This is a genomic window from Streptomyces sp. TG1A-60 (assembly GCF_037201975.1).
GTDB lineage: Bacteria > Actinomycetota > Actinomycetes > Streptomycetales > Streptomycetaceae > Streptomyces.
This window is the reverse complement of the sequence record NZ_CP147520.1, coordinates 2,541,560-2,553,343: the sequence shown is the minus strand read 5'-3', so window position 1 is coordinate 2,553,343 and position 11,784 is coordinate 2,541,560. Positions and strand designations below refer to the sequence as shown.

The window sequence follows — 11,784 nt, the reverse complement described above, 5'->3', positions numbered from 1 at the left end:
AACCGACCGGAAAGAGAGAACCGAGGAGCAGATGTCCGCCGAGAGCACGCCCGAACCCGGTACACCGGGGCAGCCCGCCACCACCGGCCCGCGCCACCGGGCGGCCGGCGGGCGTCGCGGCAAGGGGCCCGCCAAGCGCAGCAAGGCGCTGCTGGTCACCGCCTGGACGGCCGCCGGTGTCCTCGTCCTCGGCGGTACGGGAGCCGGTTACCTGTACTTCAAGCTCAACGGCAACATCAAGAGCGTCGACATCAACCAGGTCCTCGGCACCGACCGGCCCCTCGACGTCGACAACGGCTCGCAGGACATCCTCGTCCTCGGCTCCGACACCCGCTCGGGCGGCAACGAGAAGCTCGGCGGCGGCACGGACGACGGCAGCGCCCGCTCCGACACGGCGATGGTCGTGCACGTCTACGAGGGCCACAAGCGGGCCAGCGTGGTCTCCATACCCCGGGACACCCTCGTCGAGCGGCCGGAGTGCACCGACGCGAACGGCAAGACCCATCCGGCCGCCTCGTACGCGATGTTCAACTCCGCCTACTCCACGGGGGGCGCCGCGTGCGCGGTCAAGACCGTCGAGTCCATGGCCGGTGTCCGCATGGACCACTACATCGAGGTCGACTTCGCCGGCTTCGAGAAACTGATCAACGTCCTCGGCGGGGTCGACATCACCACGACGAAGGACATCGAGGACCCCGACAGCCACCTGGACCTGGAGGCCGGGGAGCACACCCTCACCGGCGAGCAGGCGCTCGGCCTGGTCCGTACGCGCCACGGTGTCGGGGACGGGTCCGACCTCGGCCGTATCCAGCTCCAGCAGGCCTTCGTCAAGGCGCTCATCGAGCAGGTCGAGGACGTCGGGATCCTCAACAGCCCCAAGAAGCTCTACGACCTCGCCGACACCGCCACCGACGCCGTCACCACCGACTCCGACCTCGACTCCGTCAAGGATCTCGCCTCCTTCGCGGGCGGCCTCAAGGGCATCGACTCCAAGAACATGACCATGGTGATCCTGCCGGTCCGGTACGACCCCGCCGACCCCAACCGGGTGCTCGTGGCCGAGAAGAAGGCCGACCAGGTCTGGGCCGCCCTCAAGGCCGACAAGGCCATCCCGAAGTCGGCGACGAAGGGCACGGCGACGGGGACCGCCGACGGCGTTGTGGCTTCCGGCCGGCAATAAGGGGCGTGGGGAACAGCGCGGCCGGCCACGTACGACCGGCAGCCGCTCCCGGTGGTCACATGGCACCCCGTCGCGTGCCGGCCGGGGTGGATCGCGCGGCCCGGCGCTCACGGGGTGCCGGCTGCGCCCACCCGTGCCGCCCCGAAACGGCACGACTGCCCGCGGCCAGGGCAGGACAGCGGAAGCACGCGGCTGCGGTGAGAGCCGGGCCCGGGAATACCCGGGGGCACCCCCTGGTTTTGGGAGATGGCACCAGTCCTGGCAGACTGGTACGTCGGCTCCGGTTCACGCTCTCGCAGCCCGCGGCAGCGACCCGGCGCCCTCCCGAAACTAGGAGACACCTTGAAGCGCGACATCCACCCCGAGTACGTCGAGACGCAGGTCAGCTGCACCTGTGGCGCGTCGTTCACCACCCGTAGCACGATCGAGAGCGGCGCCGTCCGTGCCGAGGTCTGCTCCGAGTGCCACCCGTTCTACACGGGCAAGCAGAAGATCCTCGACACCGGTGGCCGCGTGGCCCGCTTCGAGGCCCGCTTCGGCAAGGCTGCCGCTGCCAAGAAGTAGCGAGCCCCCAGCGCCGGTCCGCGGTGCCCCCGTCGGGGGCGTCGGGACCGGCGCTTTGCGGTGCAGCCCACTCACATCGTCGTACAGGGAGCCGGAGAGATGTTCGAGGCGGTCGAGGAACTGGTCGGGGAACACGCCCACCTGGAGAAGAAGCTCGCCGACCCGTCGGTCCACTCGGACCAGGCCAACGCGCGCAGGCTGAACAAGCGCTACGCGGAGCTGACCCCGATCGTCGGCACGTACCGCTCCTGGAAGCAGACCGGCGACGACATCGAGACGGCCCGCGAATTCGCCTTGGACGAACCGGACTTCGCCGCCGAGGTCAAGGAGCTGGAGAAGCAGCGCGAGCAGCTGACGGAGAAGCTCCGCCTGCTGCTCGTCCCGCGCGACCCGAGCGACGACAAGGACGTGATCCTGGAGATCAAGGCGGGCGCCGGCGGCGACGAGTCCGCCCTCTTCGCCGGTGACCTCCTGCGCATGTACCTCCGGTACGCCGAGCGCGTGGGCTGGAAGACCGAGATCATCGACTCCACGGAGTCGGAGCTGGGCGGCTACAAGGACGTCCAGGTCGCCGTGAAGACCAAGGGCGGTCAGGGCGCCACCGAGCCCGGCCAGGGCGTCTGGGCCCGGCTGAAGTACGAGGGCGGTGTGCACCGTGTGCAGCGGGTGCCGTCGACCGAGTCGCAGGGCCGTATCCACACCTCCGCGGCCGGTGTGCTGGTCACGCCCGAGGCCGAGGAGGTCGACGTCGAGATCCACGCCAACGACCTGCGGATCGACGTCTACCGCTCGTCCGGGCCTGGCGGGCAGTCCGTCAACACCACCGACTCCGCGGTGCGCATCACGCACATTCCCACCGGAGTCGTCGCCTCCTGCCAGAACGAGAAGAGCCAGCTGCAGAACAAGGAGCAGGCGATGCGTATCCTGCGCTCCAGGCTGCTCGCCGCGGCGCAGGAGGAGGCGGAGAGGGAGGCCGCCGACGCCCGCCGCAGCCAGGTCCGTACCGTCGACCGCTCCGAGAAGATCCGCACGTACAACTTCCCGGAGAACCGCATCTCGGACCACCGCGTCGGCTTCAAGGCGTACAACCTGGACCAGGTCCTGGACGGTGAACTCGACGCGGTGATCCAGGCCTGCGTCGACGCGGACTCGGCCGCGAAGCTGGCAGCCGCGTAAGGCACGTACGAGTACGACCAGTACGACGGAGGACTTGCGTGCAGCATCATTCTGGGGGACGACCCCCAACCCCCGCGGCCTGCTGCTCGCGGAAGTGGCCCAGGCCACCCAGCGCCTGGCCGACGCCGGCGTGCCCTCGCCGCGCAACGACGCGGAGGAGCTCGCCGCGTTCGTGCACGGCGTCAAGCGGGGCGAGCTGCACACCGTCGGGGACTCCGACTTCGACGCCCGGTACTGGGAGGTCATCGCCCGCCGCGAGCAGCGCGAGCCGCTCCAGCACATCACCGGGCGCGCGTACTTCCGCTACCTCGAGCTTCAGGTCGGGCCCGGGGTGTTCGTGCCCCGGCCGGAGACCGAGTCCGTGGTCGGGTGGGCCATAGACGCCGTCCGCGCGATGGACGTCGTCGAGCCGCTCATCGTCGACCTGTGCACCGGCTCCGGCGCCATCGCCCTCGCCCTCGCCCAGGAGGTGCCGCGCTCACGCGTGCACGCCGTGGAGCTGTCCGAGGACGCCCTGAGGTGGACCCGCAAGAACATGGCGGGCTCCAGGGTCGACCTGCGTCAGGGCAACGCCCTGGACGCCTTCCGCGACCTCGACGGCCAGGTCGACCTGGTCGTCTCCAACCCGCCGTACATCCCGCTCACGGAGTGGGAGTACGTGGCACCCGAGGCCCGTGACTACGACCCCCAACTCGCCCTGTTCTCGGGCGAGGACGGGCTCGAACTGATCCGCGGCCTGGAACGCACGGCACACCGGCTCCTGCGCCCGGGCGGTGTCGTCGTCATCGAGCACGCCGACACCCAGGGCGGCCAGGTGCCCTGGATCTTCACCGAGGAGCGGGGCTGGGCCGACGCGGCCGACCACCCGGACCTCAACAACCGGCCGCGGTTCGCGACCGCCCGCAAGGCGCTGCCCTGATGAGCACGCGCCCGACGACTCCACCCCAGCAGCAGTACGTGTACGAGGAGGCCCGCTAGATGGCACGGCGATACGACACCAACGACGCGACCGACCGCGCCACCGGTCTGCGCGAGGCCGCGTCCGCCGTCCGCCGGGGCGAGCTCGTGGTACTGCCGACGGACACCGTGTACGGCATCGGCGCGGACGCGTTCACCTCCGAGGCCGTCGCCGATCTGCTGGAGGCCAAGGGGCGGGGCCGCAACATGCCCACGCCCGTCCTCATCGGCTCCCCGAACACCCTGCACGGCCTGGTCACCGACTTCTCCGAGATGGCCTGGGAGCTCGTCGACGCCTTCTGGCCGGGGCTCTCACCCTTGTCGCCAAGCACCAGCCGTCCCTGCAGTGGGACCTCGGCGACACCCGCGGCACGGTCGCCGTGCGGATGCCGCTGCACCCGGTCGCCATCGAGCTGCTGACCGAGGTCGGCCCCATGGCCGTCTCCTCTGCGAACCTGACCGGCCACCCGGCCCCGGAGAACTGCGACGCCGCCGAGGCGATGCTCGGCGACTCAGTCTCCGTCTACCTCGACGGCGGCCCGACCCCCGGCAACGAGCCGTCCTCCATCGTCGACGTCACGGGCAAGGTGCCGGTCCTGCTGCGTGCGGGCGCACTGTCGGCGGAGGAGCTGCGCAAGGTCGTACCCGACCTCGAGGTGGCGAATTGACGGCCCCTGACGCGGGGCGTGGCATATGGGACGGGGAAGAGACGCGGACCTTCACGGGGCTGCCGCGTGACACCTTCCGCATCCTCCACGTCAGCACCGGCAACGTGTGCCGCTCGCCGATCACCGAGCGGCTGACCCGGCATGCCCTGGCGGACCGGCTCGGGGACCCGCTGGGGGGCGGCCTGATCGTCGAGAGCGCGGGGACCTGGGGGCACGAGGGGGCGCCCATGGAAGCCAACGCGGAGGCCGTTCTCGCGGACTTCGGCGCGGACGCCTCCGGCTTCACGGGCCGGGAACTGCTGGACGAGCACGTCATCCGTGCCGACCTCGTGCTGACCGCCACCCGTGACCACCGGGCGCAGGTCATCTCCATGGGGCACTCCGCCGGCCTGCGCACCTTCACGCTGAAGGAGTTCACCCGCCTGGTCCGCGCCATCGACCCGACCACCCTCCCTCCCCTGGAGGAGGGCATGGTCGTCCGCGCACGCGCCCTGGTCCGCGCGGCGGCGGCGCTACGCGGGTGGCTCCTGGCCCCGACCGCCGAGGCGGACGAGGTCTACGACCCCTACGGCGCGCCCCTGCCCTTCTTCCGCTCGGTGGGCGACGAGATACACCAGGCCCTGGACCCGGTGGTGACCGCCCTGACCGGAGTCCCGGCCCGCGCCTGATCCCCGCCGCCGTCGGCCCCCATCGCTGCCGTCTGAGCCCACCCGCCCCACTCTCGACCCCGCGCCAGCGGGGCCCTCAATCGGCGGGAGCGGCGGGAGCGGCGGGGACGGCAGAGGTCGGCGGGAGCGCCGGGGCCGCGGAGCGGGGGTGTTCGCAGGGCGTTTCGAGGGTTCCCGGCCTACATTGGTCGTACGTCACCGTCGATGCCCCGGAGCCCCTCATGTCGGTCACCCCTGTCCTAGAGGCCGATGTCCTGCGGCGGCAGGATCCCGAACTGGCCGACATCCTGCTCGGTGAGTCCGAGCGGCAGTCGACGACGCTGCAGCTCGTCGCCGCCGAGAACTTCACCTCGCCCGCGGTGCTGGCGGCCCTGGGGTCGACGCTGGCGAACAAGTACGCGGAGGGCTATCCGGGGGCCCGGTACCACGGCGGCTGCGAGATGGTGGACGTCGCCGAGCGGCTGGCCGTGGAGAGGGCGAAGGCGCTGTTCGGGGCGGAGCACGCCAACGTGCAGTCCCACTCGGGGTCTTCGGCCGTCCTGGCCGCGTACGCCGCCCTGCTGCGCCCCGGCGACACGGTCCTGGCGATGGGGCTGCACTTCGGCGGCCATCTCACCCACGGGTCGCCCGCGAACTTCTCCGGCCGCTGGTTCGACTTCGTCGGGTACGGAGTGGACGCCGAGTCCGGGCTCATCGACCACGAGCAGGTGCGGGCCCTGGCCCGTGCGCACCGCCCCAAGGCCATCGTGTGCGGCTCGACCTCGTACCCCCGCCACATCGACTACGCCTTCTTCCGTGAGGTCGCCGACGAGGTGGGGGCGTACCTGATCGCCGACGCGGCCCATCCGATCGGGCTGGTCGCCGGGGGCGCGGCGCCCAGCCCGGTGCCGTACGCCGACATCGTCTGTGCCACCACGCACAAGGTGTTGCGGGGGCCGCGTGGCGGAATGCTGCTGTGCGGGAGCGGGCCGGCCGAGCGGGTGGACCGCGCGGTGTTCCCGTTCACGCAGGGCGGCGCGCAGATGCACACCATCGCCGCGAAGGCCGTCGCGTTCGGGGAGGCGGCGGCACCGGCGTTCACCGCGTACGCCCATCAGGTGGTCGCGAACGCGCGCGCGCTCGCGCGAGGGCTGGCCGAGGAGGGGCTCGTCGTCGTCACCGGTGGCACCGACACCCACCTGCTGACCGTCGATCCCGCGCCGCTCGGCGTCGACGGCCGCGCCGCGCGGGGACGGCTCGCCGCCGCCGGGATCGTCCTCGACTGCTGCGTGCTGCCCCACGGCGGAGCCGTCGACGCCATCGGCGGCGGCGCCCGCGGCCTGCGGCTCGGCACGGCCGCGCTGACCACCCAGGGCATGGGCGAGGCGGAGATGGCACGCCTCGCCGTGCTGTTCGCGGGCGTGCTGCGGGATGGCGGCGACGGCAGGCGGGCGCGTGAAGAAGTGCGGGACCTGGCTGGAAGATTTCCCCCGTATCCGCGCTGAGGCGGGGTAGACGCACCACCAGGCACAGCATCACGTGCAACCATCGTCGCTACCCGGAAGTCCCCGACCATATGCGCGCATCGCTAGGGTGTGGGGCTGTGATGGCCAGCGAGACCTGTGGGGAAGCCCGTGCGTGAATACCTCCTGACGCTCTGTATCACGGCCGCGGTGACGTACCTGCTGACAGGGCCGGTACGGAAGTTCGCGATCGTGGCCGGAGCCATGCCGGAGATCCGTGCGCGCGACGTCCACCGAGAACCCACGCCCCGCCTCGGGGGCATCGCGATGTTCTTCGGGCTCTGCGCCGGTCTGCTGGTCGCCGACCACCTGACCAACCTCAGCAAGGTCTTCGCCGACTCCAACGAACCGCGCGCGCTGCTCTCCGGGGCCGCGTTGATCTGGCTCATCGGCGTCCTGGACGACAAGTTCGAGATCGACGCCCTGATCAAGCTCGGCGGGCAGATGATCGCCGCCGGCGTGATGGTCATGCAGGGTCTGACGATCCTGTGGCTGCCCATCCCGAGTGTCGGCATCGTCGCGCTGACCCAGTGGCAGGGCACCCTGCTCACGGTCGCCCTGGTCGTCATCACCATCAACGCGGTCAACTTCGTCGACGGCCTCGACGGTCTCGCGGCCGGCATGGTGTGCATCGCCTCCGGCGCGTTCTTCATGTACGCCTACCGCCTCTGGTACAGCTACGGCATCGAGGCCGCGGCCCCCGCCACGCTCTTCGCGGCGGTGCTGATGGGCATGTGCCTGGGCTTCCTGCCGCACAACATGCACCCCGCGCGGATCTTCATGGGCGACTCCGGCTCGATGCTGATCGGCCTGGTGCTGGCGGCCGGCGCGATCTCCGTCACGGGGCAGGTCGACCCGGACGCGATGGGCCTGTACGGCTCGGAGCGCACCACGGTCTACGCGATGGTCCCGGTCTACATCCCGCTGCTGTTGCCGCTGACCATCATCGCGATCCCGGCGGCCGACCTGGTCCTCGCGATCGTGCGCCGCACCTGGCGCGGCCAGTCGCCGTTCGCCGCCGACCGGGGCCACCTGCACCACCGGCTCCTGGAGGTCGGGCACTCGCACAGCCGGGCCGTGCTCATCATGTACTTCTGGTCGGCGGTCATCGCCTTCGGCACCCTGGCGTACACCGTGAACGCGGCGTCCATGTGGATCGTCCTCGCCATCGCCATGCTCAGCGGTGTCGGCCTCTTCCTCCTGCTGCTGCCCCGCTTCACGCCCCGCGCCCCGCGCTGGGCGCAGCGTTTCGTGCCGCCCCGCTACCGCCGCCGCGCGGCCCCCGCCGTCGCCGCGGAGCCCGTCCCCGACTGGGCGCCCTCCCCGAACGGCGCGACGGCGATCGGCGGCCGGGCCCACGAAGAGGAACCGAGCCCGGCGGGCGCGCGCCGCTGAGGCGTGCGGGCGCCCGGCGGGCGGGCGCGGGGCCGGGGCGTCGGGCCCGCCGGCAAGGTAAGAATCTGACTAACGCTTTGCCGACGCCCTGTACGACCCTGGCAGTGCAAACGGCCTTATACCAGACAAGTCGGCGTCGTTTTGACGCAGGCGGGCAGGTTCACTCTCATGTGTGACACCTGGCACGCCATTCAGGTAAAGACCTCATCAAATAGTTTGTGATACGGTTCACGAGAACCCGGGACGGAGTCGAAGGGCCGCAGTGCGACGGTCCGTTGACGCGAGATTTCCGCTCGCCCCCGGGGACTACGCTCGTCCATGACGACACCCTGCCCCCTGTGAAAGCGGAGTTGCCGCCATGCCGTCCAATGACGTCCGGATCCTCCTTCAGGCCGCCGCGCCCACGGCTGCCGTCGGCGTGGTCGCCGCCGTCGTCGGCGGGCTGGTCGTCGGTGGGAAGGGTGCGATCGGGGCGGGCGTCGCCATCCTGGTCGTGCTCCTGTTCATGGGGGTCGGCCTGTATGTCCTGCAGTGGACCGCCAAATCGCTTCCCAACCTTTTCCAGGCGATGGGTCTGATGCTGTACCTGGCGCAGATCCTGCTGATGTTCATGTTCATCGCCCTTTTCCAGGACACGACGCTGTTCGATCCGAAGGTCTTCGCGCTCACGCTGGTCGCCGGCACTCTCACCTGGGTCGCCGCACAGGCGCGTGCTCACATGAAAGCCAAGATCCTTTACGTCGAGCCCGAGTCGACGACGGGTGCGAAGAACGAGAAATCGGGGCATTCGTCGTGAGGCGTAGGGCCGGAATAAGGGCGCATGGCAGACCCTGCTACCGTCCGGTGTCATCTGCGGCATCGAGGGCGCGGGCATCTGAACTGACGCCTGCCGTATCGCCGGGCGAGATGTCCCGCAGTCGTCCCCACATCCGTAACACCAGTCCCGTGCCGATCCGCGGCTCCGCGCCGCGCCGACACCACGAGGTTGCCGAATCCATGCGCCACGCTGAAGGAGCCCGCGGTGAGTGCTGACCACACGCAGGTGCTCGCCTTCGAGACCGACTGCCACATCTTCGACGGCTGTGGCTTCCCGTCGCCCGGGCTGCACTCGTTCCTGTTCGAACCCCTCTGGGGAGGCTCGGACAGCGACGTGTACTTCAACAAGACGATGTTGCTGGCGCTGCTCGGCTCGGTCGTCGTGATCGGCTTCTTCTGGGCGGCGTTCCGCAGGCCCCAGGTCGTTCCGGGCAAGCTCCAGATGGTCGCCGAGGCGGGCTACGACTTCATCCGGCGCGGAGTCGTCTACGAGACCATGGGCAAGAAGGAGGGCGAGAGGTACGTTCCGCTCGTCGTCGCGCTGTTCTTCTTCATCTGGATGCTGAACCTCTGGTCGATCATTCCGGTCGCCCAGTTCCCGGTCACGTCGAGCATCGCGTACCCGATGGCGCTCGCGCTGATCGTCTACGTCCTGTGGGTCTCGCTGACCTTCAGGCGGCACGGCTTCGTCGGCGCCCTGAAGAACTTCACCGGCTACGACAAGTCGCTCGGCGGGGCGCTGCCCGTCGTCATGCTGATCGAGGCCTTCTCGAACCTGCTCGTGCGGCCGTTCACCCACGCCGTGCGACTCTTCGCGAACATGTTCGCGGGCCACATCCTGCTGCTGCTGTTCACCATCGCGAGCTGGTACCTGCTGAACGGCATCGGCATCGCCTACGCCGGCGTCTCGTTCCTGATGGTCATCGTGATGACCGCCTTCGAGCTCTTCATCCAGGCCCTGCAGGCGTATGTCTTCGTACTGCTGACCTGCACCTACATCCAGGGCGCGCTCGCCGAGCACCACTGAGCCCCCTCCCCGACCCCCCGTCGTCCGGTGGCCAACCCCCACCGGTCCGTGAAGAAAAGGAAGAACTGGCATGTCCTACACCCTTGCCGCCGTCACCGGCTCGATCGCTTCCATCGGCTACGGCATCGCCGCGTTCGGCCCCGGCATCGGCGTCGGCATCATCTTCGGCAAGGGCACCGAGGCCCTCGCCCGTCAGCCCGAGGCCGCCGGTCTGATCCGCGCCAACCAGATCCTCGGCTTCGCCTTCTGCGAGGCGCTCGCCCTCATCGGCCTGGTCATGCCGTTCGTCTACGGCCTGTGATCATCTGATTCGCGAACAGCTCACTAGGCGAAAGGCACTGATATGAGCCGACTGCTCCATATCGCGGCTGAGGGGGAGGCACAGAACCCCCTCATCCCGGAGATTCCCGAGGTCGTCATCGGCCTGCTCGCCTTCGTCATCGTCTTCGGCTTCCTCGCCAAGAAGCTTCTCCCGAACATCAACAAGGTTCTGGAGGAGCGCCGCGAGGCGATCGAGGGCGGGATCGAGAAGGCCGAGGCCGCCCAGACCGAGGCCCAGAGCGTGCTCGAGCAGTACAAGGCTCAGCTCGCCGAAGCCCGGCACGAGGCCGCGCGGCTGCGCCAGGAGGCGCAGGAGCAGGGCGCCGCGCTCATCGCCGAGATGCGCGCGGAGGGCCAGCGGCAGCGTGAGGAGATCGTCGCCGCCGGTCACGCCCAGATCGAGGCCGACCGCAAGGTCGCCGCTTCGGCGCTGCGCCAGGACGTCGGCAGGCTCGCCACCGACCTGGCCGGCAAGCTGGTCGGGGAGTCCCTCGAGGACCACGCCCGGCAGAGCCGTGTCATCGACCGCTTCCTCGACGGGCTCGACGACGCCGCCGAGAAGGCCGAGGCGACGCGATGAACGGAGCGAGCCGCGAGGCCCTGGCAGCCGCACGTGAGCGTCTCGACGCGCTGACGGACTCCACGTCCGTGGACGCGGGCTCGCTCGCCGGCGAGCTGGCCGCCGTCACCGCGCTCCTCCACCGCGAGGTGTCGCTGCGTCGGGTCCTCACCGACCCGGCGCAGGCCGGTGAGGCCAAGGCCGAACTGGTCGGCCGCCTCCTCGGCGGCCAGGTCAGCGGGACGACCGCCGACCTGGTTGCGGGCCTGGTGCGTTCCCGTTGGTCGCAGGCTCGCGACCTGGTGGACGCGCTGGAGGAGCTGGCCGACCTGGCCGACCTCACCGACGCGCAGAAGTCCGGCACGCTCGACGACGTCGAGGACGAGCTGTTCCGGTTCGGCCGGATCGTCTCCTCGAACACCGGGCTGCGGTCCGCGCTGACCGACCGTGCCGCGAGCACGTCCGCCAAGGGCGAGCTGCTGCACAGCCTGCTCGGCGGTCGCGCCCAGGCCACCACCGAGCGTCTGGTGACGCGCCTCGTGTCCGCGCCGCGTGGACGTAGCCTGGAGGCGGGACTGGAGTCCCTGTCCAAGCTCGCCGCCGAGCGCCGGAACCGTATGGTCGCCGTCGTCACCTCGGCGGTCCCGCTGAGCGAACCGCAGAAGCAGCGCCTCGGCGCCGCCCTGGCGAAGCTCTACGGCCGGGCCATGCACCTCAACCTCGACGTGGACCCCGAGGTCCTCGGCGGGATCCGGGTGCAGGTCGGCGACGAGATCATCAACGGCTCGATCGCGGACCGGCTCGAGGACGCCGGCCGCCGCATGGCGAGCTGACAACTTCACAAGCAGTACGTGTACCTACGGCCCGGTTGGGCCGTGCAGAGGATTCCTGGGGGTCGCCCCCAGACCCCCACCGAAACTTCGGGCCCAACAAGGAGAGCAGGGAACCCAG

The 11,784-nt window shown here is 70.2% G+C and carries 14 protein-coding genes; all 14 read left to right on the top strand.

Going from position 1 to position 11,784, the window contains the following annotated elements:
• Positions 1-31: 31 nt before the first annotated feature.
• Positions 32-1,180, top strand: coding sequence for an LCP family protein (locus WBG99_RS10360; RefSeq protein ID WP_338896054.1), 1,149 nt, complete (start codon positions 32-34; stop codon positions 1,178-1,180).
• Between the two features lie 342 nt (positions 1,181-1,522).
• Positions 1,523-1,744, top strand: coding sequence for a 50S ribosomal protein L31 (rpmE, locus tag WBG99_RS10355; RefSeq protein ID WP_338896053.1), 222 nt, complete (start codon positions 1,523-1,525; stop codon positions 1,742-1,744).
• 99 nt (positions 1,745-1,843) lie between these two features.
• Positions 1,844-2,920, top strand: coding sequence for a peptide chain release factor 1 (gene prfA, locus WBG99_RS10350; RefSeq protein WP_338896052.1), 1,077 nt, complete (start codon positions 1,844-1,846; stop codon positions 2,918-2,920).
• A gap of 79 nt (positions 2,921-2,999) precedes the next feature.
• A complete protein-coding gene (gene prmC / locus WBG99_RS10345; protein WP_338900282.1) occupies positions 3,000-3,839 on the top strand; it encodes a peptide chain release factor N(5)-glutamine methyltransferase in 840 nt (279 codons plus the stop codon).
• 59 nt (positions 3,840-3,898) lie between these two features.
• On the top strand, positions 3,899-4,297 hold the full coding sequence (locus tag WBG99_RS10340; RefSeq protein ID WP_338896051.1) for a Sua5/YciO/YrdC/YwlC family protein: 399 nt from the start codon (positions 3,899-3,901) through the stop codon (positions 4,295-4,297).
• Positions 4,219-4,545, top strand: coding sequence for a Sua5/YciO/YrdC/YwlC family protein (locus WBG99_RS10335; protein ID WP_338900281.1), 327 nt, complete (start codon positions 4,219-4,221; stop codon positions 4,543-4,545). Before WBG99_RS10340 ends, WBG99_RS10335 begins: the two co-directional genes overlap by 79 nt.
• Complete coding sequence (locus WBG99_RS10330) at positions 4,542-5,213, top strand: protein-tyrosine-phosphatase (protein WP_338896050.1); 672 nt, start codon at positions 4,542-4,544, stop codon at positions 5,211-5,213. The genes WBG99_RS10335 and WBG99_RS10330 overlap by 4 nt, the downstream gene beginning before the upstream one ends.
• 221 nt (positions 5,214-5,434) lie before the next feature.
• Entirely contained in the window at positions 5,435-6,697 is a 1,263-nt protein-coding gene (gene glyA / locus WBG99_RS10325) for a serine hydroxymethyltransferase (RefSeq protein WP_338896049.1), read from the top strand.
• A 129-nt stretch (positions 6,698-6,826) separates the two neighbouring features.
• A complete protein-coding gene (locus WBG99_RS10320) occupies positions 6,827-8,110 on the top strand; it encodes an MraY family glycosyltransferase (RefSeq protein WP_338896048.1) in 1,284 nt (427 codons plus the stop codon).
• A 358-nt stretch (positions 8,111-8,468) separates the two neighbouring features.
• Positions 8,469-8,906, top strand: coding sequence for a hypothetical protein (locus tag WBG99_RS10315; RefSeq protein ID WP_338896047.1), 438 nt, complete (start codon positions 8,469-8,471; stop codon positions 8,904-8,906).
• A 225-nt stretch (positions 8,907-9,131) separates the two neighbouring features.
• Entirely contained in the window at positions 9,132-9,953 is an 822-nt protein-coding gene (gene atpB, locus WBG99_RS10310; protein ID WP_338896046.1) for a F0F1 ATP synthase subunit A, read from the top strand.
• Positions 9,954-10,023: 70 nt separating this feature from the next.
• Complete coding sequence (gene atpE / locus WBG99_RS10305) at positions 10,024-10,254, top strand: ATP synthase F0 subunit C (RefSeq protein WP_338896045.1); 231 nt, start codon at positions 10,024-10,026, stop codon at positions 10,252-10,254.
• Positions 10,255-10,296: 42 nt separating this feature from the next.
• Positions 10,297-10,854: a F0F1 ATP synthase subunit B gene (locus tag WBG99_RS10300; RefSeq protein ID WP_338896044.1), complete on the top strand. Its 558-nt coding sequence runs from the start codon at positions 10,297-10,299 to the stop codon at positions 10,852-10,854.
• Positions 10,851-11,666, top strand: coding sequence for a F0F1 ATP synthase subunit delta (locus WBG99_RS10295; RefSeq protein ID WP_338896043.1), 816 nt, complete (start codon positions 10,851-10,853; stop codon positions 11,664-11,666). Before WBG99_RS10300 ends, WBG99_RS10295 begins: the two co-directional genes overlap by 4 nt.
• The last annotated feature ends 118 nt before the right edge of the window (positions 11,667-11,784 follow it).

Coding starts and splice junctions, on each gene's coding strand:
- WBG99_RS10360 (WP_338896054.1), top strand. CDS start 32: ATGTCCGCCGAGAGCACGCCCGAACCCGGTACACCGGGGCAGCCCGCC.
- prfA (WP_338896052.1), top strand. CDS start 1,844: ATGTTCGAGGCGGTCGAGGAACTGGTCGGGGAACACGCCCACCTGGAG.
- WBG99_RS10340 (WP_338896051.1), top strand. CDS start 3,899: ATGGCACGGCGATACGACACCAACGACGCGACCGACCGCGCCACCGGT.
- glyA (WP_338896049.1), top strand. CDS start 5,435: ATGTCGGTCACCCCTGTCCTAGAGGCCGATGTCCTGCGGCGGCAGGAT.
- WBG99_RS10315 (WP_338896047.1), top strand. CDS start 8,469: ATGCCGTCCAATGACGTCCGGATCCTCCTTCAGGCCGCCGCGCCCACG.
- atpE (WP_338896045.1), top strand. CDS start 10,024: ATGTCCTACACCCTTGCCGCCGTCACCGGCTCGATCGCTTCCATCGGC.
- WBG99_RS10300 (WP_338896044.1), top strand. CDS start 10,297: ATGAGCCGACTGCTCCATATCGCGGCTGAGGGGGAGGCACAGAACCCC.
- WBG99_RS10295 (WP_338896043.1), top strand. CDS start 10,851: ATGAACGGAGCGAGCCGCGAGGCCCTGGCAGCCGCACGTGAGCGTCTC.